Here is a 21,715-nt window from a genome sequence, read left to right on the forward strand (position 1 = left end):
TCAAGTTGCACCTCGGTGCGGGCAAGGGCCCGCACTTCGGTGTGCTACGGGTACAACACTTTTGAATCAGGTGCCGCTTTGCAGCAGCATGTTACGTACGTGGCCGATTGCCTTGGTCGGGTTCAGACCTTTGGGGCAAACGTTTACGCAGTTCATGATCCCGCGGCAGCGGAATACGCTGAACGGGTCATCCAGGGACGCCAGGCGCTCCTGGGTCTTGGTGTCACGGCTATCGGCCAGGAAGCGATAAGCTTGAAGCAGAGCGGCCGGGCCCAGGAACTTGTCCGGGTTCCACCAGAACGACGGGCAGGAAGTCGAGCAGCAAGCGCACAGGATGCACTCGTACAGACCGTCCAGCTTCTCGCGTTCTTCCGGTGACTGCAGGCGTTCGATCGCCGGCGCCGGGGTATCGTTCTGCAGGAACGGCTTCACCTTCTCGTACTGCTTGTAGAAGATGCTCATATCAACGACCAGGTCACGGATGACCGGCAGGCCGGGCAGCGGACGCACGACCAGCTTGTTCTTCTTCACCACCGCCGACAGCGGGGTGATGCAGGCCAGGCCGTTCTTGCCGTTGATGTTCATGCCATCGGAACCGCACACGCCTTCGCGGCACGAACGACGATAGGAGAAACCTTCGTCCTGTTCCTTGATCAGTGCCAGCACATCCAGAACCATCAGGTCCTTGCCGCCGGTATCGACTTCGAACACCTGGGTCTTAGGTGCCGAGTCGGTGTCGGGGTTGTAGCGATAAACTTCGACTTTCAACATAGTGGCCACCCTTAGTAAGTCCGGACTTTAGGCTCGAACGTCGGAACGGTTTTCGGCGAGAAGTTGACTGCACGCTTGGCAACCCGCTTTTCACCCGGGAAGTACAGGGTGTGGCACAGCCAGTTTTCGTCGTCACGGTCTTCGAAGTCTTCACGGGCGTGGGCACCGCGGGACTCTTTGCGCACTTCAGCAGCGATTGCAGTGGCTTCAGCGACTTCCAGCAGGTTCTGCAGCTCCAGCGCTTCGATACGCGCGGTGTTGAAGGCCTGGGACTTGTCGTTGATCTTGACGTTGGCGATACGCTCGCGCAGGCCAGCCAGCTGTTCGATACCCTTCTGCATGTATTCGCCGGTGCGGAATACGCCGAAGTAGTTCTGCATGCAGCTTTGCAGCTCGCGACGCAGGGTTGCCACGTCTTCGCCGTCGGTACGCTCGTTGAGCTTGTTCAGACGGTTCAGCGCGACTTCCACGTCGGTGTCGCTGGCGTCGCGGTATTCGATACCGTCGCTCAGGGCCTTTTCCAGGTGCAGGCCGGCCGCACGGCCGAACACCACCAGGTCGAGCAGCGAGTTGCCGCCCAGGCGGTTGGCGCCGTGAACCGATACGCAAGCCACTTCACCGACCGCGAACAGCCCTTCGATGATGGTGTCTTCGCCGTCGGCGTTCTGCGAGATCGCCTGGCCATGAATGTTGGTGGCAACGCCGCCCATCATGTAGTGGCAGGTTGGAACGACGGGTACGGGTGCAACGACCGGGTCGACGTGCGCGAAGGTCTTGGACAGCTCGCAGATGCCTGGCAGGCGGCTGTGCAGCACTTCCTCGCCCAGGTGGTCGAGCTTGAGCATCACGTGGTCGCCGTTCGGGCCACAGCCGTTGCCGGCGATGATCTCTTTGACCATGGAGCGGGCCACAACGTCGCGACCGGCGAGGTCCTTGGCGTTTGGCGCGTAGCGCTCCATGAAACGCTCGCCGTGCTTGTTGATCAGGTAACCACCTTCACCACGGCAGCCTTCGGTAACCAGTACACCTGCGCCGGCGATGCCGGTCGGGTGGAACTGCCACATCTCGATGTCCTGCACCGGCACGCCGGCACGCAGGGCCATGCCGATACCGTCGCCGGTATTGATCAGGGCGTTGGTGGTGGAGGCGTAGATACGCCCTGCACCGCCGGTGGCCAGTACGGTGGCCTTGGCGCGAATGTAGACGGTCTCGCCGGTTTCGATGCAGATCGCGATCACGCCGACGAAGGCGCCGTCCTGGTTCTTGACCAGGTCAACCGCGTACCACTCGTTGAGGAAGGTGGTGCCGGCTTTCAGGTTGCCCTGATAGAGGGTGTGCAGCAGCGCGTGACCGGTACGGTCGGAAGCGGCGCAGGTACGGGCGGCCTGGCCACCTTTACCGTAGTCCTTGGACTGGCCGCCGAACGGACGCTGGTAGATACGGCCGGTTTCGGTACGCGAGAACGGCAGACCCATGTGGTCCAGCTCGAACACCGCAGCCGGGCCTTCCTGACACATGTATTCGATAGCGTCCTGGTCACCGATGTAGTCGGAACCCTTGACGGTATCGTACATATGCCAGCGCCAGTCATCGTTCGGGTCGGCCGAAGCGATGGCGCAGGTGATGCCACCCTGGGCCGATACGGTGTGCGAACGGGTCGGGAACACCTTGGTGATCACGGCGGTCTTGTGGCCGCCTTGAGCCAGCTGCAGCGCAGCGCGCATGCCGGCACCGCCACCACCAATGATGATGGCGTCGAAGGAAATCGTTGGAATGTTAGCCATGAATCAGATACCCCAGAGAATCTGCACACCCCAGACGAAGTACGCGAACATCGCGACACCACATACCGCCTGGAACAGGAAACGAACTGCAGTCGCCGACTTGCCCAGCGCCATCGGCGTCAGGTAGTCGGTGGCAATGGTCCACATGCCGACCCAGGCGTGAGCGCCCAGGGCAACGAGGGCCAGCAGACTGAAGATCCGCATCGCGTTATGGGAGAACAGGGCGTGCCACTGGGCATAGTCGATGCCAGGGTGCGCCACCAGGTAGCCGATCAGAAAAATGAAGTAAGCCGCGAGAACGACCGCAGAAACGCGCTGCGCCATCCAGTCATAGAGGCCCGAACGCGACAGGTTCGTGACATTAGTTACCATATCCAAACTCCCGCCAGAACGATCACCACCACGGAAATGGCGATAACGATTTTCGAGCCCAGTTTGCCGCCTTCCAGCGTCTCACCGATGCCCATGTCCATAATCAGATGGCGCACACCGGCAACCAGGTGATACAGCAAGGCGGACAGAAGGCCCCACGCCACGAATTTGGCCAGCGGACTGGTCAGGCATGCCTTCACCTCGGCAAAACCTTCCTCGGAACTCAGGGATTGGCTCAATGCGTACAGCATGATGCCCAGGCCCAGAAAGAGGATGATGCCGGAAACACGGTGAAGAAATGACGTAACGCCGGTAATGGGGAGTTTGATGGTCCTTAGGTCTAGGTTTACAGGTCGTTGGCTTTTCACGGCTTTTTTCACACTGAAGAGCCCCTAGCAAGCAGGGCAAAGTTGTTGGTAAGTGTACTGGTCAGGTACCCACCACCCAGGGAGTGACGACCCCAGAAAAGCGGGCTTTAAAGCCCCTGGCGGTCGGGTGCCGAGTATAGACAGTTAGGCTACTAATGACAACGTGAAGCCCTAGCCCAAATAGCGCATTGCCTTTGGCGAACAAAAGGCGTAAACGGGCCGCAATTTCGCGGAAAAACAGCGCCCAAAGCCCTTTACAACCGTGCTTTAGGCAAATTGACATTCGAATTTATCTCACTATAGTGGTGCGGGCCCTGCGTGGGGGGTCTGTCTGATGATTTCAAGCATTAATAGGAGGCCACATGGCTGACAAAAAAGCGCAGTTGGTCATCGAGGGCGCAGCCCCCGTCGAGCTGCCCATTTTAACCGGCACCGTTGGTCCCGATGTTATCGACGTTAGAGGGTTGGGGGCCACGGGTCACTTCACTTTCGACCCTGGTTTCATGGCGACCGCATCGTGCGAGTCCAAGATCACCTACATTGACGGCGACAAGGGCATCCTGCTGCATCGCGGCTACCCGATCGAACAGCTCGCCGAGCAATCCGACTACCTGGAAACCTGCTACCTGCTGCTCAACGGCGAACTGCCGAATGCCGAGCAGAAGGCTCAGTTCGTCAGCACCGTCAAAAATCACACCATGGTGCACGAGCAGTTGAAGTCGTTCTTCAACGGCTTCCGCCGCGACGCCCACCCGATGGCCGTCATGTGCGGCGTGGTTGGCGCCCTGTCGGCGTTCTATCACGACTCGCTGGACATCAATAACCCGCAGCACCGGGAAATCTCGGCCGTGCGCCTGGTCGCCAAGATGCCGACCCTGGCCGCGATGGTCTACAAGTACTCCATGGGCCAGCCCATGATGTACCCGCGCAACGACCTGACCTACGCCGAAAACTTCCTGCACATGATGTTCAACACCCCGTGCGAGATCAAACCGATCAGCCCGGTGCTGGCCAAGGCAATGGACCGGATCTTCATCCTCCACGCCGACCACGAACAGAATGCGTCGACCTCCACCGTACGCCTGGCAGGCTCCTCGGGCGCCAATCCGTTCGCCTGTATCGCTGCCGGCATCGCTGCACTGTGGGGCCCTGCCCACGGCGGCGCCAACGAAGCCGTGCTGACCATGCTCGACGAAATTGGCGATGTCTCGAACATCGACACCTTCATCGCCAAGGCCAAGGACAAGAACGACCCGTTCAAGCTGATGGGCTTCGGTCACCGCGTCTACAAGAACCGCGACCCGCGTGCCACCGTGATGAAGCAGACCTGCGACGAAGTGCTGCGCGAGCTGGGCATCACCAACGATCCGCAGCTGGAACTGGCCATGCGCCTGGAAGAGATCGCCCTGACCGATCCGTACTTCATCGAGCGCTCGCTGTACCCGAACGTCGACTTCTACTCGGGGATCATCCTCAAGGCGATCGGCATCCCTACCAGCATGTTCACCGTGATCTTCGCCCTGGCGCGGACCGTCGGCTGGATCTCGCACTGGAAGGAAATGCTCTCCAGCCCGTACAAGATTGGCCGTCCGCGCCAGCTGTACACCGGCTACGAGTCACGTGACATCGTCAAACTGGAAGACCGCAAGTAAGCCAAACGGCTCGCCTGCAACAACAAGAAAGGCTGCCCTCGGGCAGCCTTTTTTGTTGCGTAACGCTTCATGCAGGAGGAGCAAGCCTTGGCGGCCCCTACAGTTTAGGCATATTGCAGCCTACCATCAAACTGTTACGGTTTCTCCGCCCGCTCCTTCAACGCCTTGAGCGTATTGAACGGCGCATCGACCACGAACTTGTTCGCCACCATCGCTGGCACACTCCCGCCTGGCTCGGTGTGCACCTGGTATGTCACCTCGGTAGTGTCACCCTTGGGCACCAGCTTCCAGAAACCCTGCACTTCAGCCACCCGCACATAGCCTTTTTCCTCCGGCAGGTACTTGGGCACACCCTCCAGCTTGCGGGTCAGGCTGCCGTCAGCACCTTCGCTGGTGGTTACATGGATGATCGAATCGCGCGGGGTGACCGGCCACGGCGTATTGAACTGGGTGTAGGTCCAGCTCTGGTCACCCTCGTGCTTGAGCAGCTTCTGGCTCTTGCACTCGTGAATCCAGGCACAGGCCCCGGCCACGTCTTCCTGCAGCGCCCGGACCTTGGCCAGCGGCGCCTTGATGGTCGTCACGCCCTGATAGGCCTTGTAGTTCGAACCACTCACTTCGCTCAGCGATACCTTGATGCCATCCCCTTCCTTGGCAACCTTCCAGTCTTCAGCCTGCGCCACCGACATGAACATCGCACTCAGACCACAAATCACCGCTACCCGCTTCATCGAACCCATCGTGTTGTTTTCCTTGTTTGCGAAGTTCCACTCACTCAAGCCGCCGTCACTTGCTCCAGCCAGCCGATGATCCTGATCGCCTCGTCGCGATCATTGCCGCAGGTGTCCACCTCCGCCTGGAAGCCCGAGCACACCGCCGGCCGTTCAGGCTGGCCGAACAGGCTGCAGAGGTTGTGCTCGGACAGTTGCACACAGCGTTCGCCAGCCGGCTTGCCGTGCGGCATGCCAGGAATGGGCGAGCTGATGGAAGGGGCAATGCAGCAAGCGCCACAGCCTTCACGGCAGTTCATGACGACATGGACCTCGGCCTAACAAATGATGGGTGAATGGGGATAGTAACCGCTAAAACAGGTGTTTGAAATTACCGCTCAGATGAAATATCGCCGCGCAGAATGTGACCGGCAGGTCGAGCAGCGTTTATTGCTTGAACTCGAAATCGATGGCTGCACCCTCAATGTCCTGACGGGCATCATTGCGCAACTGCAATTGCATTTCGTTGCTGATCAAGCGGCCATTGAGCTGGAACGGGCTGTCCGCGGCAGGCTTTTCTTCGAACAACGACGGCAGCAGCGGACGTCGCACACGGACTTCCTCCTGACTGCTCGGCTGCAGGTCCTTGACCATCTCCGGGGGCAGGCTCAGATCCAGGCGCGCCTTGGGCAAGGGCGCGGCAATCACCTCGGAGGCCTTGCGCTTGCCCGACTTTACCGCCTTGGCCGGCGTCTTCCTGGGGTCGCCAGCCTTGGTCTTGGGTTGCGCCTTGGGCTTGGCCTGTGGCTTGGCACTCGCTTTTACCGGGGCCTGGGTCGAAGGCTTCCGGTCCGGTGCCGGGGCAGCCGACGCCTGTGCCAGCAGTATCGGCCCCGGTCCGGGCACAGCCAGTGCCGGGCCCGTTGCACACAGGCCCAGCGCACACAACATCACGGCAGCACAGCTCAACGCTTTCATAGGCAACGAGACGTATTCATGAGTCGCACATGCTCCCTGTTCCTGCAGTCGCTGGCAAGCCCGCGATCTAGAGGTATCCGCCCGAGGCGGTTTCCTGGCAAAGCTGATGGGCCAGCATCCCCAATGTCAGCAGCGCCCGCTCAGCCTCGCGGTTCCACGGAATGCCGCAGTTGAGACGAATGCAGTGGTTGAACTGCTCCGTGTTACTGAAGATCAGCCCGGGCGCGATGCTGATGCCCTGCTGCAAGGCACGTACATGCAACTCCTGGGTGTTGACCCGCCCCGGCAGGCTGACCCACAGGATGAAGCCCCCGGTAGGCCGGCTCATCTGGGTGCCTTCCGGAAAGTGCTGCTGTACCGCCAGCTGGTAGGCACTGAGGTTCTTGCGATATTCCTGGCGAATGTAGCGCAGATGGCGGTCATAGCCACCATTTTCAAGGTAGGCCGCCACCCCCATCTGCGTCACACTGCACGCCGAGTGCGTGGTAAAGGTCTGCAGTCGCTGGATTTCCTGCTGATAGTTGCCCGCGATCATCCAGCCGATACGCACCCCCGGCGACAGGGTCTTGGAAAAGCTCGAGCAATAGATCACCCGCCCCAGCCGGTCGAAGGCCTTGAGCGCCTTGGTGCGCCCTTGCTCGAACATCAGCTCGCCGTAGATATCGTCCTCGACGATCTGGATGTTGAAATCCGAGGCCAGGCGCAGCAACTGCTTCTGGCGCTCCTCGGGAATGGTGCCGCCCAGCGGGTTGCTCAACCGCGCAGTCAGCACCAGCGCCTTGATCGACCACTGGTTGGCCGCCAGTTGCAGGGCCTCCAGGCTGATGCCGGTGGCCGGGTCGCTGGGGATCTCGATCACCTTGAGCCCCAGCAGGTCCGCCAGTTGCAGCAGCCCGTAATAGGTGGGCGACTCGGCGGCGATCAGGTCGCCTGGCCGGGTCAGCACCCGCAACGACATCTGCAGCGCATCGACGCAACCGTGGGTTACCACCACTTCGGACGGGTCGACCACCACCCCGGCGTCGCGCATGCGAATGGCGATCTGCCGGCGCAGCGGCTCGAAACCCGGGCTGAACATGTAGCTGAACGCCCGCGGGCTCTGGAACCGCGTGACCTTGGCCAGTTGCTGGTGCAGCGCCCGCACCGGCAGGTAGTCCACATGCGGAACCGCCGCCCCCAGCGGGAACACCCCATCACGCCGGGCTTCGGTCAGTACCTGCTGGATGATGCTGCTGCGCGTGACCAGCCCTGGACGCTCGACCCGCGCGATGTCCGGGGTCTGCGCAGTCAGGGCCGGGGTCTGGTGGACGTAGTAGCCCGATTGCGGCCGCGCGCGAATCAGCCCCTGGTCCTCGAGGTTGGCATAGGCCTGCAGCACGGTGGCATGGCTGACATTGAGCTGCGAGCTCATCTTGCGTACCGACGGTACGCGCTCACCGGGCTGATAGACGCCGCGGCGGATGTCTTCCGCCAGTTGCTGGGCGATGCGCTGGTAGAGCAACAGATTGGTCATGGGACGGATCTCGAAACGCGGGCTATCTAATTGTTCTTGTACAGTCGGCGAAGAATACCGGAACAGTGCATAAGTGTACGGGCACAGATGCCAGAATAGTCGACTACACAGTTGTGTGACAGCGGCTTTTTCAAGCTTTGCGGCATAAAAAAACCGGTGACTATCACCGGTTTTTTGTTTACCTCGACCTCAGCGCGGCGCGCCCAGGTGGCCTTTCTCGTCGGAAAACACGATCTCCACCCGACGGTTCTGCGCCCTGCCCCGCTCCGAGGCATTGGCCTCGATCGGGTACTGGTCGCCATAGCCTTCGACCTGGATGCGTTTTTCGTCGACGCCCAGGTCGACCAGCATGTCCGCCACGGCCTGCGCACGATCACGCGACAGCGTCAGGTTGTCCTCGGGAGTGCCGGTGCTGTCGGTATACCCCTCGATGCGCACAACGCGCCGGGGGTTGAGCTGCAGAAACTGCACCAGCTTGAGCACGGTACGGCTGGCGGAGTTCTTCAATTCGGCCTGCCCGGTATCGAACAGCACGTCACCCAGGGTCATCACCAGGCCACGGTCGCTCTGGGTCGTGGCCAGGCTGACGATCTGCGCCTCCAGCCATTTGCCCTGCTGCTGCACGCTGACCAGCTTGGCTTCGCGCAGGGCCAGCTGCAGGCGCTGGCGCTCCAGTTCGAGCTTGGCCAGGCGCTCCTGATTGAGCACCAGGTTGCTGTGCTCGCGGGCAATCTCGCTGTAGCGCTGACTCAGGTAGGCGTAATGGCGCACGTCCGCACCACTGCCCACGTAGCTGGACAACCGCTCGGCACGGGCCAGCGACTCGCCGGCGCGGATCACGTCACGCGGCGCACTGCGCAGCACATTGGAATCGTCCTTCACTGCCTGGAAACTGGCGGCGGCCTGGTCGAGGGCGGTTTCGCTGCGCTCGCTGGCGCAGCCCTGCAACCCCAGCACACCTGCACATAACACGGCCACCAAGGGCTTGATCGAACTCACTGTTGCTCCCCCAACTGCTTTCGCAGACGATTGACCCGCGATTGCAGCAGCGACAGCTGCTCCTGACTCTTGAGGGTCAGCACCCGGGCTTCGGCCAGCCGCGCATCAAGCTCGGCCTGCTCGGCGCGCAGCCGCGCATCACGGTACGACTCGCTGGCCATGTTGCTGCGGGCGCGGGCAAGCTTGTCTTCGGCCAGCTTCAGCTCGGCCACTTCGTCGGTGGCACCGACGGCCTTGGCCTGCTCCAGCGCCTGTTCGGACAGGCGCATCTGCTCGTGGGGCGCCGGGTCGGCAGCGCAACCGGCCAGGGCCAGTAACGCCATGGCAGCGAAAAGCGGTTGAGTTCTCACACAATCTTCCTACTGTTTGGGGGCGTCGAGCGGTTGCTGCAGCTGCGCCTTCCAGCGCTCGACATTGCGTTGCAGTACTGCCTGAGGCACGCCTGAGGCCGGCAATTCTGTCAGTTTTTTGGCCAGCTGTCCGCGCAACCAGGCGTCATTGCACGCCGAATTGTGCGACAGCGCCAGGTACAGCCCCGGGCGATCCAGCGGCAGGCCGCGGGCGATCAGGTCGTTGGCCATGCCAAGGGTCTGCGCCATGGCCATGCCGGCGTAACGCCCGGCCAGCACATAGTCGACCTGGCCAAGCAAAAGCTTCTGGAATGCCTGGGTCAGGTTCTGCGCCGGCGCCAGCTTCAACTGGTCCTTGGCAAACTGGGCGAACGCCGGGGTCAGCCTGGCCTTCTCCGAGATCGCGCCCTGGTGCTGGTGCAGATCGGCCAGGCCGTCGTAGGCCAGCGTGGAGTCGTGCCGGGTCCACACCAGGTAGTCGTTCTGCAGCAGCGCCGGGTGGATGAAGTCGACGCGGGTCAGGTCTTCAGTGGCCAGCGGCGCATCCACCAGCAGGTCCATGCGCCCGCTGCGCACTTCATCCTGCGCCTCGTTGCGCTTGCCTGCGTACAGCACCTCGACCTTCAGCCCAAGCTCCGTCGCCACCTGCTTGAGCAGGTCGACGTTGGCGCCAATCAGGTGCCTGGGGTCCTGCGGGTCGCGCCAGGCATAGGGCGGCGCATCGGGGCTGCCGGTCGCCACCAGACGCTCGCACTTGCCCACCGCCAGCGCCGCCGTGGGCAAGCAGGCAAACCCCAGCAATCCCGCCATCGCCATTCGGCCAAGCCACCCCATGCACATGCCTCCCTTGCGTCGCGAAATAAAAAAGCCCGATCAAAAGACCGGGCTCTTTATAAGTGAAGCGGCTGGATTAAACCAGCTTCTCCAGCTCAGGTACGGCTTCGAACAGGTCGGCGACCAGGCCGTAGTCGGCCACCTGGAAGATCGGCGCCTCTTCGTCCTTGTTGATCGCAACGATCACCTTGGAGTCCTTCATGCCGGCCAGGTGCTGGATCGCGCCGGAGATACCGACGGCGATGTACAGCTGCGGCGCAACGATCTTGCCGGTCTGGCCGACCTGCATGTCGTTGGGCACGAAGCCTGCGTCGACCGCGGCGCGCGAAGCACCCACGGCGGCGCCGAGCTTGTCCGCCAGCGCGTACAGGTGCTTGAAGTTGTCGCCGTTCTGCATGCCGCGGCCGCCGGAAACGACGATCTTGGCAGCGGTCAGCTCAGGACGATCGGACTTGGCCAGCTCTTCGCCGACAAATGCCGACTTGCCCGCATCGTGGGCAGCGCCAACCGCTTCGACAGCAGCCGAACCACCTTCGGCGGCAACGGCGTCGAAGCCGGTGGCACGCACGGTGATGACCTTGACCGCAGCGCTCGATTGCACGGTGGCAATGGCGTTACCGGCGTAGATCGGACGCTTGAAGGTGTCCGCCGACTCGACCGCGATGATCTCGGAGATCTGGTCGACGTCCAGCAGCGCGGCAACGCGCGGCAGGATGTTCTTGCCGTTGGAGGTGGCTGGTGCCAGCACGTGGCTGTAGGCCTTGCCAAGCTCGGCCACCAGCGGCGCGACGTTTTCCGGCAGCTGGTGCGCATAGGCAGCGTTGTCGGCTACCAGCACCTTGGCCACACCAGCGATTTTCGCGGCAGCTTCGGCAACGCCACCCACGTTCTGGCCAGCGACCAGTACGTGGATATCGCCACCGATTTTCGCGGCGGCAGCAACGGTGTTCAGGGTCGCCGGGGCAACGGCGCCGTTTTCGTGTTCAGCGATAACCAGGATAGTCATTTAGATTACCTTCGCCTCGTTCTTCAGTTTCTCGACCAGTTCAGCCACCGACTTGACCTTGATACCAGCGCTGCGTGCAGCTGGCGCTTCGACTTTCAGGGTCTTGTTGGTAGAGGCGGTGGAAACGCCCAGCGCGTCCGGAGTCACAGTCTCCAGCGGCTTCTTCTTGGCCTTCATGATGTTCGGCAGCGACGCATAGCGCGGCTCGTTCAGACGCAGGTCGGTGGTCACGATCGCCGGCAGGTTCAGAGCAACGGTCTGCAGGCCGCCATCGATTTCACGGGTGACGTTGACCTTGTCGCCGGCCACTTCCACCTTGGAGGCGAAAGTACCCTGGGCATAACCGGTCAGCGCAGCCAGCATCTGGCCGGTCTGGTTGTTGTCGCTGTCGATGGCCTGCTTGCCAAGGATGACCAGTTGCGGCTGCTCCTTGTCGACCACAGCCCTGAGCAGCTTGGCCACGGCCAGCGAGGTCAGCTCTTCAGCCGACTCGACCAGCACGGCGCGGTCGGCACCCAGTGCCAGGGCGGTACGCAGCTGCTCCTGGGCAGTGGCCGGGCCGACGGTAACGACGACGATTTCGCTCGCCACGCCCTTCTCTTTCAGGCGCACGGCTTCTTCTACGGCGATTTCGCAGAAGGGGTTCATGGACATCTTGACGTTAGCAAGGTCTACGCCGGAGTTGTCCGCCTTGACGCGAACCTTGACGTTATAGTCGACCACTCGTTTGACAGCTACAAGAACCTTCATGGATTCCTCGTTACTCTCCGGTGAAAAGAATGTCGCCTGGGCAGAACCGGGCGATTGCGCGTGGGTACAAGGGCACCTCCAAAAACGAACGCGAGCAGGTGAAATTCAACTGACTGTGCAGTCTGTTCTCGACGCTTGCGCGCAAAACCCGTGGGTCATTGTTTGTCGTGGCGTGTAAACTCCACTACAAAGGCGGGTCCTGGCGTAACTGCCCTGCTTTTTGCCTGGTTTTTAGGGGTGCTCCTGCATCCGACGGTCAGCCTACGGCGAGCGTAAAACCGCCCGTATCTTGACCGTAACGCCCAATCCGGTCAATACGGCAAACCAGCCAGCTTCAAGCCGTGCGTCTTTGATTTTACTGGGCTGCGGCAAATTCAAACAAACGTTTGTATTGGACCTCGCAAGTGGTGTAGATATAATGCGCGGCCAAGAGAAAGCGGTGTAGTCCGTCATCACCCGAGCTACACACCCGGGTACTTCGAAATGACCGCCTGACACCCGCCAACAAAGAAAAACCGATGAGCCTTGAGTAGGAGAGAACCTGTGGAACGCGAATACATGGAATTCGACGTGGTCATCGTCGGCGCTGGCCCGGCAGGCCTGTCCGCCGCCTGCCGACTGAAGCAGAAGGCCGCCGAAGCCGGTAATGAAATCAGCGTCTGCGTGGTCGAGAAAGGCTCCGAGGTCGGTGCACACATTCTCTCCGGTGCGGTGTTCGAGCCGCGTGCCCTGAACGAACTGTTCCCGGACTGGAAAGAACTCGGCGCGCCACTGAACACCGAGGTCAAGCGCGACGACATCTACGTGCTGCGCGACGCCAGCAGCTCGGTCAAGGTGCCCGATCTGTTCGTGCCCAAGACCATGCACAACGAAGGCAACTACATCATCTCGCTGGGCAACCTGTGCCGCTGGCTGGCCCAGCAGGCCGAGAACCTGGGCGTGGAAGTCTACCCAGGCTTCGCTGCCCAGGAAGCGCTGTTCGATGAAAACGGCGTGGTCCGCGGGATCATCACCGGCGACCTGGGTGTCGACCGCGAAGGCAACCCCAAGGAAGGCGTATACACCCCCGGCATGGAACTGCGCGGCAAGTACACGCTGTTCGCCGAAGGCTGCCGTGGGCATATCGGCAAGCAACTGATCAAGCGCTTCGACCTGGACAACGCCAGCGACGTGCAGCACTACGGCATCGGTCTCAAGGAAATCTGGGAAATCGACCCGGCCAAGCACCAGCAGGGCCTGGTGATCCACACCGCCGGCTGGCCGCTGGACGTGATGAGCACCGAGAACACCGGTGGCTCGTTCCTGTATCACCTGGAAAACAACCAGGTGGTGGTCGGCCTGATCGTCGACCTGTCGTATGCCAACGCCTACCTCTCCCCGTTCGACGAGTTCCAGCGCCTCAAGCACCACCCGGTGCTCGCCCAGTACCTGGAGGGTGGCAAGCGCATCAGTTATGGCGCCCGTGCCCTGGCCAAGGGCGGCCTGAACTCGCTGCCGAAAATGGTATTCAAGGGCGGCGCGCTGATCGGCTGCGACCTGGGCACCATGAACGTGGCCAAGATCAAGGGCAGCCACACCGCCATGAAGTCCGGCATGCTCGCAGCCGAAGCGGTGGCCGATGCGCTGCTGGCCGGTAGCGAGGGTGGCGACGAACTGACCGCCTACGTCGACGGCTTCAAGGCCAGCTGGCTGTACGAAGAACTGTTCGCCAGCCGCAACTTCGGCCCGGCGATGCACAAGTTCGGCCCGATGCTCGGCGCGGCATTCAACTATGTCGACCAGAACTGGTTCGGCGGCAAGCTGCCGTTCACCCTGCACGACACCAAGCCGGACTACGCCTGCCTCAAGCTGGCGGCCGACTCGAAGAAGATCGATTACCCCAAGCCCGATGGCAAGTTGAGCTTCGACAAGCTGAGCTCGGTGTTCCTCTCCAGCACCAACCATGAAGAAGAGCAGCCGTGCCACCTGAAGCTGACCGACCCGAGCATCCCGATCGGCACCAACCTGCCGTTGTACGACGAACCGGCGCAGCGCTACTGCCCGGCCGGCGTATACGAGGTGATCAGCCAGGAAGACGGCAGCAAGCGCTTCCAGATCAACGCCCAGAACTGCGTGCACTGCAAGACCTGTGACATCAAGGACCCTTCGCAGAACATCACCTGGGTGACCCCTGAAGGTGCTGGCGGCCCGACTTACCCGAACATGTAAGTACCGCCCATAAAAAAAGCCCCCACGCCTTGCGGCGCTGGGGGCTTTTTCGTGAAGGCGTTCGAGCAAACGGTCTCACACCTTCGCCAACACCAGTTCATCCCCGGCCCGCAGGTCCTCCCGCGCACTGAAGTACACCGCCGTGAGCAGGCCCACCGTGCCCATCAGCAGGCAGAACCCCACACACACCCATGGGCTCCACGGCATCAGCGCAATCAGCATCAGCGGCGTGGTGCTGGCCCACAGCGCATAGGCCAGGTTGTAGGTAAAGGAAATCCCCGACACGCGAATGGCCGGCGGAAACAGCCCGACCATCACCGACGGCACCACCCCCACCACACCACAGGCCAGCCCTGCCAGCGCATAGGCCACCCCGGTCCAGCCCCAGCCGCCGATCAGGCTGGCATACAGCGCCCCCACTCCCAGCGGCAGCAACAGGCTGTAGACCATCAGCGCGCGCCAGGCACCTACCCGGTCCACCAGCAAGCCGGCCAGCACGCAACCGATGTTCAAGAACACGATACCCAGCGCGCTCAGGGCGAAGGTGTCGGCCGCGCTCATGCCGAAGCGCTGCTGCATCACCGTCGGGGTAATCACCACCAGCACCACCACCGCCGAGGTCAGCACGCAGGTCAGCAGGGCCGCCGGCACCAGCGCGCGGCGGTGCTCGCGCAGCACCGTGCGCAGCGGGAAGGCCACCGGTTGTTCACGCCGCTCGCGCAGCGCCAGGAACACCGGCGTCTCGCTCAGCCAGCGGCGCAGCCACACCCCGATCACGCCGAACACCCCGCCCAGCAAGAATGGATAGCGCCAGGCGTAGTCCAGAATCTCCTGGGCGGTGAACACCTGGGCCAGCGCCGTGGCGGTCAGCGCGCCCAGCAGGTAGCCGAACGTCAGCCCGGCCTGCAGAAAACCCAGCGCATAGCCCCGCCGCCCGGCCGGCGCATGCTCGGCGACGAAGGTCCAGGCACTTGGCACCTCACCGCCCACCGCCGCGCCCTGCAGAATGCGCAGGCCCAGCAGGATCAGCGGCGCCGCGTAGCCGATGTCGGCATAGGTCGGCATCACCCCGATCAGCAGGCACGGCAGCGCCATCATCAGGATGCTCAGGCTGAACACCTTCTTGCGCCCCAGGTGATCGGCAAAATGCGCCATCAGGATGCCGCCCAGCGGCCGCGCCAGGTACCCGGTGACGAAGATCCCGAAGCTCTGCAGCAGACGCAGCCACTCCGGCATCTCGGGCGGGAAGAACAGCTGGCTCAGGGTCAGCGCGAAGAACACGAATATGATGAAATCGTAGATCTCCAGCGCACCGCCCAGCGCCGCCAGGCCCAGGGTCTTGTGGTCGTCGCGCGAAAGCCGCAGCGGGCGCGCAGGGTTGGTGGCAGTCATAAAGGCATCCGCTTCGATAGGCTCACTGCGCGCAGCAAGGCGCGCCAGGACAGGCGCAGAGCATACCAAAAAGCGGCGAACGGCTCAGGCCTCGCGAGGGAACACCGTATGCCCCATGTTCAGGCGGCGCATGGGGGGCGCGTTACCAGCAGGCCTGTACCCGGGGTTGGGCAACTGCCCCAGCAGCAGCGGGGCATCGATGATAGCCATGAAGGACTGCAGGGCCTCGTTGTCGGGCACCTTGGGCAGGCTGACGCTCACCGCCTGACGCTGGCCAGCAGGCACCGCAGGTACGCGAAGGTGTTGCGACTCATACAGCAGCACATGCTGGATCTGCGTACTCACGCGACAGAACCGCTCCAGATCGACCCCCACGTGGCTGGCCAGGTCGATATTTCCGACCAGCAGACTGAACGGCAAAAGCGCGTTCTGCACCAGGCGCTGCAGGTCGTCGAAGGTCTCGACAGGGGCAATCCGGTAATACCCCAGGCCGTTGAGCATCTTCTCCAACTGCAGCAGTTGGATGGGGTGCTCATCGGCAATCAGGATTCGCATGGACTTGTCGGGCATCGGAAGGGCCTGGATAGAGAGCATGGAAGACATTCCTTGACCGCTACTACGCCACGATAAACCTCAGGCTGCGACAGGCATTACGTCAGGTGACGGATCTGATAGATAGTTGTAGGGAAATGCTGGGAAATCAAGGCGCAGCCTCAATTGTTTATTGCTGACCAGTACATCAGACGGAATTTTGGCGCATCCGCGCCCGGCAATGCTTCATGGCATTGACGATATTTTTTTCCACCAGACTGCGAGAAATTCCGAGTCTTTCGGCAATTTGCTGGTGAGAAAGCCCCTCCAGCTTGCGTAGAAGGAAACTGTCCCGGCACCCAGGGCTTAGTTCCCCCAACGCCTGCTGCATCAGCTCCAGTCGGCGATCCATGTCCATGCGCTGGCAGGGCGCCGGCGAACGGAATGCCTCGTCGGTGTCGAGCACTTCCAGCGGCTCGTTGTGCCGCACCTGACTAAGCCGATGGTCGTCGATCACCAGATTCAGCGCGGTACGGTAGAGAAAAGCCCGCGGATACTCGATCTGCTGTTCGCCATGTCGCTCGAGCACTCGCACATAAGCGTCGTGGGCCACGTCCTCGGCCGCCTGGCGACTGCCCAGCCGAACACACAGAAAGCTCACCAGTTCGCGATAGTAGTTTTCCAAAACGACACCTGGCCAGGATTCGGCGCTAAAGCGCCGAGAATGGAGAATCAGGGTGAAGCCAGTAGGCAACAATACAAATTATTATTATTCTCAGCAACCTCCGTCACGCCTCGCAGATTACCCGACTGCACGGCCTGCGACCCTGAATGTGCACCGGTAAATTCCTGCGCATATAGCTCGTCTAACGAGGAGCCCCCGTGCCTGCGCTGTCTACGCCAGCAACTCGCGGGTAAACCCTTCTGGCTGGAAGCCCGCATGACACGTCTTACGAAAAATCGCCGCCTGTTGCTCTGCGGCCTCGGCCTGCTCGCCGCCGGCAGCCTGGCGGCCTGGCAAACCCTGCCATTGGGTGGTGAGCCCTCGAACACCATCAAGGTCACCCGCGCCGACATCGAAAGCAGCGTGACAGCACTCGGCACCCTGCAGCCACGCCGCTATGTCGATGTCGGCGCCCAGGCCTCGGGACAGATCCGCAAGTTGCATGTGGAAACCGGAGACCACGTCGAGGAAGGCCAACTGCTGGTCGAGATCGACCCTTCGACCCAGAAGGCACGCCTCGATGCAGGCCGCTATTCGATCGAGAACCTCAAGGCCCAGCTGCAGGAGCAGCGCGCCCAGTACACCTTGGCCGAGCATCAGCTCAAGCGCCAGCAGCAACTGGCCGCCAGCGGCGCTACCCGCGAAGAGGATGTGCAGACCGCACAGGCACAACTGAAAGTCACCCAGGCACGCATCGGCATGTTCCAGGCGCAGATCCTGCAGGCCCAGGCCAGCCTGCGCAGCGACGAGGCAGAGCTGGGCTACACGCGTATCTACGCGCCGATGTCCGGCACGGTGGTCGCCGTGGATGCGCGTGAGGGCCAGACACTCAACGCGCAGCAGCAAACACCGCTGATCCTGCGCATCGCCAAGCTGTCGCCGATGACCGTATGGGCTGAGGTCTCGGAGGCCGACATCGGCAACGTCAAACCCGGCATGCAGGCCTACTTCACCACCCTGGCCGGCGGCAAGCGCCGCTGGAGCAGCACCGTGCGCCAGATCCTGCCGATACCGCCCAAGCCGCTCGACCAGATCAGCCAGGGCGGTGGCAGCCCCACCAGCTCCAGCGCCTCCGGCGGTGGGGGCAAGGTCGTGCTGTATACCGTCCTGCTGGACGTGGACAACGTCGACAATTCCCTGATGGCGGAAATGACCGCCCAAGTGTTCTTCGTCGCCGGCCAGGCCAGCAACGTGCTCACTGCCCCGATCGTGGCGCTGGAGCCCGATGCCCGGCAAAACGACATGCGCCTGGTCCAGGTACTGCACCCCAACGGCAAGGTCGAGCAACGCCAGGTTCGCGCCGGCCTCAGCGATCGCCTGCGCGTGCAGATCCTCGAAGGCCTGGCCGAGGGCGACACCCTGCTGATCGGCGCGCCCGCCGCCAGTGGAGGCTGAATGTCCACGCCCCTGATCGAACTGCGCGACATACGCAAATCCTACGGCGGCATCGACACGCCCAAGGTCGAGGTGGTACGCGGTATCAGCCTGGCCATCCAGCCCGGTGAGTTCGTTGCCATCGTCGGGGCTTCGGGCTCGGGCAAGTCGACCCTGATGAACATCCTGGGCTGCCTCGACCGCCCCACCAGCGGCCAGTACTACTTTGCCGGCAAGGATGTCGCCGAACTGGACAGCGACGAACTGGCCTGGATCCGTCGCGAAGCCTTCGGCTTCGTGTTCCAGGGCTACCACCTGATCGCCTCCGGGTCGGCCCAGGAAAACGTCGAGATGCCGGCAATCTACGCCGGTACCCCTGCCGCCGAGCGCCATGCCCGCGCGGCCGGGCTGCTGGCCCGACTGGGCCTGGCCACCCGCACGGGCAACCGTCCGCACCAGCTGTCCGGCGGTCAGCAGCAACGTGTCTCGATTGCCCGCGCGCTGATGAACGGCGGCCACATCATCCTGGCCGACGAACCCACCGGCGCCCTCGACAGCCAGAGCGGCGCCGAAGTGATGAGCCTGCTCGACGAACTGGCAGGCCAGGGCCACGTCGTGATCCTGATCACCCATGACCGCGAAGTCGCCGCGCGCGCCAAGCGCATCATCGAGATCCGCGACGGCCTGATCCTAAGCGACTCGGCCAACGCGGCGGCGCCAGCGCGCGCAGCGGTGGCCAGCCTGAATGCAGACGACCTGCGCCAGCGCCTGGACCGCGGCGCCACCCAGAGCGGGGCCTGGAAAGGCGAGCTCATCGAAGCCCTGCAGGCCGCCTGGCGCCTGATGTGGATCAACCGCTTCCGCACCGCCCTGACCCTGCTCGGCATCGTCATCGGCGTGGCCTCGGTGGTGGTGATGCTGGCCGTCGGCGAAGGCAGCAAGCGCCAGGTCATGGCGCAGATGGCCGCCTTCGGCTCCAACATCCTTTACCTCAGCGGCAGCGAGCCGACGCACAACGCCCCCGCCGGAGTGGTGACCCTCGACGATGTGGCAGCAGTGGCGCAGTTACCGCAGGTGAAGATGATCATGCCGGTCATCGGCAGCGAACTGACGGTGCGTTACGGCAACAGCAACCAGCGCTTCTACGTCGGCGGCAACAACACCCACTTCCCCGAGATCTTCAACTGGCCGGTGGTCGAAGGCAGCTTTTTCACCGACGCTGACGAACATGCTGCCGCAGCCGTCGCGGTGATCGGTCACAAGGTCAGGGAAAAACTCCTCAAGGATGCCGGCGACCCTATTGGCCAGTACATCCTGATCGGCAACGTGCCCTTCCAGGTCATCGGCATACTCGCCGAAAAAGGTTCCAGCTCCGGCAACCAGGACAGCGATGGCCGCATCGTGGTGCCCTACTCCGCCGCTGCCGTGCGCCTGTTCGGCAGCCGCGATCCGGAGTACGTCACCATCGGCGCAGTCGACTCGGGCCGGGTCAAGGAAACCGAGCAGGCCATCGATCACCTGATGCGCCGCCTGCACAACGGCAAGCATGATTTCGAGCTGACCAACGATGCGGCGCTGATCCAGGCCGAGGCCCGCACCCAGAACACCCTGTCGCTGATGCTGGGCGCAATCGCAGCCATTTCGCTGCTGGTGGGCGGCATCGGGGTGATGAACATCATGCTGATGACCGTGCGCGAACGCACTCGCGAAATCGGCATCCGCATGGCCACCGGCGCCCGCCAGCGCGACATCCTGCGCCAGTTCCTCAGCGAAGCGGTGCTGCTGTCGATGGTCGGTGGCATCACCGGCATTGCCCTGGCGCTGTTGATCGGCGGCGGCCTGCTACTGGCCGACATTGCCGTGGCCTTTACCCTGGGCGCCATGCTTGGCGCATTCACCTGCGCGGTCATCACCGGCGTGGTATTCGGTTTCATGCCCGCACGCAAAGCCGCCCGTCTCGATCCGGTCAAGGCCCTCACCAGTGAATGAATCTCCGATGAAACCGCTCTTGAGCGCATTGAGCCTGGCCCTGCTGCTCAGTGCCTGCAGCACTCCACCCACCCCGCCGGACATCGGGTTTGCCCCGCCACAACAGTGGCAGTCAGCCAACACCCAGGCGGTGCGCGACAGCAACCGCGCCTGGTGGCGCAGCTTTGCCAGTCCCGAACTCGACCAACTGATCGCACAGGCCGACAGCGGCAGCTACGACATTGCCGCTGCCATCGCCCGCGTGCGCCAGGCCCGTGCGGCGCGCACCATCGCTGGCGGCACGCTGCTGCCCGAAGTTGGCGCAGCCCTGGCCGGCAATCGCGAAAAACAGATGCACCATAACGGCTACGGCACCTCCAGCAGCACCAACGACCGAGAATCGGTCAGCTACAGCGCCAGCTTCAACGCCAGCTACGAGGTCGACTTCTGGGGCGGCAATGCGGCGGCACGCGACAGTGCCGAGCAGACCCTCAAGGCCAGCGAGTTCGACCAGGCTACCGTCACCCTGACCCTGTTCAGCAACGTGGCCAGCTTCTACCTGCAGGCCCTGGCCCTGGACGAACAGCAGCGTATCGCCAGCCTCAACCTGGCCAACGCCCAGCAGGTACTGGAGGTGGTACGCGCCAAGTACAACGCGGGCTCGGCAACTGCACTTGAGCTGGCCCAGCAGCAAGTACTGGTCGCTGCGCAGCAGCGCCGGCTGCCATTGCTGCGCCAGCAGGCCACCGAGGCCCGCATCACCCTGGCCGCATTGCTGGGCAAGCCGGTGCAGGCCCTCACCCTGCACGCCAGCGATTTCAACCGCATCGCCGCCCCTGGCATCGATGCCGGGTTGCCCAGCGACCTGCTCAGCCGCCGGCCAGACATCGCCGCGGCCGAGGCTCGCCTGGCAGCGGCCAAGGCCGACGTGCAGGTGGCGCGCGCCGCAATGCTGCCCAAGTTGACCCTGACTGCCGGCCTGGGCTCCGGCGCCAACGTCGCCGCCGACGTGCTGCGCAACCCGTTCTACAGCCTGGCGGCCGGCCTCAGTGCGCCGATCTTCAACAATGGGCGGCTCGGTGCCGAACGCGACAAGGCCACCGCCGTGCAGCAGGAACTGCTGGAAAAATACCGCGGCGAACTGATCAACGCATTTGCCGATGTCGAAAAGGCCCTCAACAGCATCGACGGCCTCGATCGCCAGCGCCAATGGCAGCGCGTCGAGCTGAACCAGGCCCAGCAGGCCTTCGACATTGCACGCACACGCTACGAGGCAGGCGCCGAATTGCTGCTCAATGTGCTGGACGCGCAACGCAGCCTGTACGAAAGCCAGGACGAGGCCGTGCTGCTGCATCTGCAGCGACTGCAGGCCAGCATCGCCCTGTACAAGGCTGTGGGAGGGGGGTGGCAGGTGCAATGACTGCACCTGCC

Annotated in this window: 21 protein-coding genes; 5 read left to right on the forward strand and 16 right to left on the reverse strand. The window is 62.8% G+C overall.

The genetic code is table 11. The features are described from left to right. Positions 1-66: 66 nt before the first annotated feature. From ACPRTJ_RS01190 to sdhC, 4 genes are read right to left on the reverse strand one after another with little or no spacing between them, the layout of a single operon-like run. Positions 67-771, reverse strand: a complete 705-nt coding sequence (locus ACPRTJ_RS01190) for a succinate dehydrogenase iron-sulfur subunit (RefSeq protein ID WP_043863138.1) — start codon at positions 769-771, stop codon at positions 67-69. 11 nt (positions 772-782) lie between these two features. Next, the gene (sdhA, locus tag ACPRTJ_RS01195) at positions 783-2,555 is read right to left on the reverse strand and encodes a succinate dehydrogenase flavoprotein subunit (protein ID WP_043863139.1); all 1,773 of its coding nucleotides are present in this window, start codon (positions 2,553-2,555) and stop codon (positions 783-785) included. A gap of 3 nt (positions 2,556-2,558) precedes the next feature. Further along, positions 2,559-2,927 carry a succinate dehydrogenase, hydrophobic membrane anchor protein gene (gene sdhD / locus ACPRTJ_RS01200; RefSeq protein ID WP_043863140.1) on the reverse strand — a complete coding sequence of 123 codons (369 nt, stop codon included), beginning with the start codon at positions 2,925-2,927 and terminating at the stop codon, positions 2,559-2,561. Beyond that, positions 2,921-3,307, reverse strand: a complete 387-nt coding sequence (gene sdhC / locus ACPRTJ_RS01205; RefSeq protein WP_088515660.1) for a succinate dehydrogenase, cytochrome b556 subunit — start codon at positions 3,305-3,307, stop codon at positions 2,921-2,923. Before sdhC ends, sdhD begins: the two co-directional genes overlap by 7 nt. A gap of 350 nt (positions 3,308-3,657) precedes the next feature. On the opposite strand from sdhC, the gene gltA reads away from it, so the two are divergent. Then, the gene (gene gltA, locus ACPRTJ_RS01210; RefSeq protein ID WP_043863142.1) at positions 3,658-4,947 is read left to right on the forward strand and encodes a citrate synthase; all 1,290 of its coding nucleotides are present in this window, start codon (positions 3,658-3,660) and stop codon (positions 4,945-4,947) included. Positions 4,948-5,081: 134 nt separating this feature from the next. Here gltA and ACPRTJ_RS01215 read toward each other — a convergent pair whose 3' ends face one another. The 9 genes from ACPRTJ_RS01215 to ACPRTJ_RS01255 all read right to left on the reverse strand — a co-directional run bounded on the left by ACPRTJ_RS01215 (position 5,082) and on the right by ACPRTJ_RS01255 (position 12,087). Next, positions 5,082-5,687 carry an START domain-containing protein gene (locus ACPRTJ_RS01215; protein WP_043863143.1) on the reverse strand — a complete coding sequence of 202 codons (606 nt, stop codon included), beginning with the start codon at positions 5,685-5,687 and terminating at the stop codon, positions 5,082-5,084. Positions 5,688-5,722: 35 nt separating this feature from the next. Further along, positions 5,723-5,977 carry a YkgJ family cysteine cluster protein gene (locus tag ACPRTJ_RS01220; RefSeq protein ID WP_043863144.1) on the reverse strand — a complete coding sequence of 85 codons (255 nt, stop codon included), beginning with the start codon at positions 5,975-5,977 and terminating at the stop codon, positions 5,723-5,725. Between the two features lie 127 nt (positions 5,978-6,104). Continuing rightward, entirely contained in the window at positions 6,105-6,635 is a 531-nt protein-coding gene (locus tag ACPRTJ_RS01225; protein WP_043863145.1) for a hypothetical protein, read from the reverse strand. Positions 6,636-6,702: 67 nt separating this feature from the next. After that, positions 6,703-8,148 carry a PLP-dependent aminotransferase family protein gene (locus tag ACPRTJ_RS01230; RefSeq protein WP_043863146.1) on the reverse strand — a complete coding sequence of 482 codons (1,446 nt, stop codon included), beginning with the start codon at positions 8,146-8,148 and terminating at the stop codon, positions 6,703-6,705. Between the two features lie 189 nt (positions 8,149-8,337). Continuing rightward, the gene (locus tag ACPRTJ_RS01235; RefSeq protein ID WP_043863147.1) at positions 8,338-9,147 is read right to left on the reverse strand and encodes an OmpA family protein; all 810 of its coding nucleotides are present in this window, start codon (positions 9,145-9,147) and stop codon (positions 8,338-8,340) included. Further along, complete coding sequence (locus tag ACPRTJ_RS01240; protein ID WP_043863148.1) at positions 9,144-9,497, reverse strand: DUF4398 domain-containing protein; 354 nt, start codon at positions 9,495-9,497, stop codon at positions 9,144-9,146. The genes ACPRTJ_RS01235 and ACPRTJ_RS01240 overlap by 4 nt, the downstream gene beginning before the upstream one ends. Positions 9,498-9,506: 9 nt before the next feature. Continuing rightward, complete coding sequence (locus tag ACPRTJ_RS01245) at positions 9,507-10,313, reverse strand: substrate-binding periplasmic protein (RefSeq protein ID WP_244988700.1); 807 nt, start codon at positions 10,311-10,313, stop codon at positions 9,507-9,509. A gap of 94 nt (positions 10,314-10,407) precedes the next feature. Next, positions 10,408-11,337 carry an electron transfer flavoprotein subunit alpha/FixB family protein gene (locus tag ACPRTJ_RS01250; protein WP_043863150.1) on the reverse strand — a complete coding sequence of 310 codons (930 nt, stop codon included), beginning with the start codon at positions 11,335-11,337 and terminating at the stop codon, positions 10,408-10,410. Further along, entirely contained in the window at positions 11,338-12,087 is a 750-nt protein-coding gene (locus ACPRTJ_RS01255; protein WP_426427838.1) for an electron transfer flavoprotein subunit beta/FixA family protein, read from the reverse strand. Positions 12,088-12,630: 543 nt separating this feature from the next. Here ACPRTJ_RS01255 and ACPRTJ_RS01260 point away from each other — a divergent pair. Continuing rightward, positions 12,631-14,295: an electron transfer flavoprotein-ubiquinone oxidoreductase gene (locus ACPRTJ_RS01260; protein WP_043863152.1), complete on the forward strand. Its 1,665-nt coding sequence runs from the start codon at positions 12,631-12,633 to the stop codon at positions 14,293-14,295. A 75-nt stretch (positions 14,296-14,370) separates the two neighbouring features. Here the strand turns inward: ACPRTJ_RS01260 and ACPRTJ_RS01265 are convergent, their stop codons facing one another. The 3 genes from ACPRTJ_RS01265 to ACPRTJ_RS01275 all read right to left on the reverse strand — a co-directional run bounded on the left by ACPRTJ_RS01265 (position 14,371) and on the right by ACPRTJ_RS01275 (position 16,903). After that, positions 14,371-15,687, reverse strand: coding sequence for an MFS transporter (locus ACPRTJ_RS01265; protein ID WP_104572884.1), 1,317 nt, complete (start codon positions 15,685-15,687; stop codon positions 14,371-14,373). 84 nt (positions 15,688-15,771) lie between these two features. Beyond that, entirely contained in the window at positions 15,772-16,257 is a 486-nt protein-coding gene (locus ACPRTJ_RS01270) for a histidine kinase (RefSeq protein WP_104572885.1), read from the reverse strand. Between the two features lie 169 nt (positions 16,258-16,426). After that, a complete protein-coding gene (locus tag ACPRTJ_RS01275; protein ID WP_426427840.1) occupies positions 16,427-16,903 on the reverse strand; it encodes a sigma-70 family RNA polymerase sigma factor in 477 nt (158 codons plus the stop codon). Positions 16,904-17,158: 255 nt separating this feature from the next. On the opposite strand from ACPRTJ_RS01275, the gene ACPRTJ_RS01280 reads away from it, so the two are divergent. The 3 genes from ACPRTJ_RS01280 to ACPRTJ_RS01290 are packed head-to-tail and all read left to right on the forward strand — an operon-like array spanning position 17,159 to position 21,704. Then, on the forward strand, positions 17,159-18,337 hold the full coding sequence (locus ACPRTJ_RS01280) for an efflux RND transporter periplasmic adaptor subunit (RefSeq protein WP_253087356.1): 1,179 nt from the start codon (positions 17,159-17,161) through the stop codon (positions 18,335-18,337). Then, positions 18,338-20,305 (forward strand): MacB family efflux pump subunit, encoded by a 1,968-nt coding sequence (locus tag ACPRTJ_RS01285; RefSeq protein ID WP_104572888.1) that lies wholly within the window; start codon positions 18,338-18,340, stop codon positions 20,303-20,305. It begins immediately after the preceding gene. A 7-nt stretch (positions 20,306-20,312) separates the two neighbouring features. Beyond that, a complete protein-coding gene (locus tag ACPRTJ_RS01290; RefSeq protein ID WP_274097193.1) occupies positions 20,313-21,704 on the forward strand; it encodes an efflux transporter outer membrane subunit in 1,392 nt (463 codons plus the stop codon). Positions 21,705-21,715 lie beyond the last annotated feature (11 nt).

It is taken from the genome of Pseudomonas palmensis, from assembly GCF_049942755.1.
Taxonomy (GTDB): domain Bacteria; phylum Pseudomonadota; class Gammaproteobacteria; order Pseudomonadales; family Pseudomonadaceae; genus Aquipseudomonas; species Aquipseudomonas palmensis.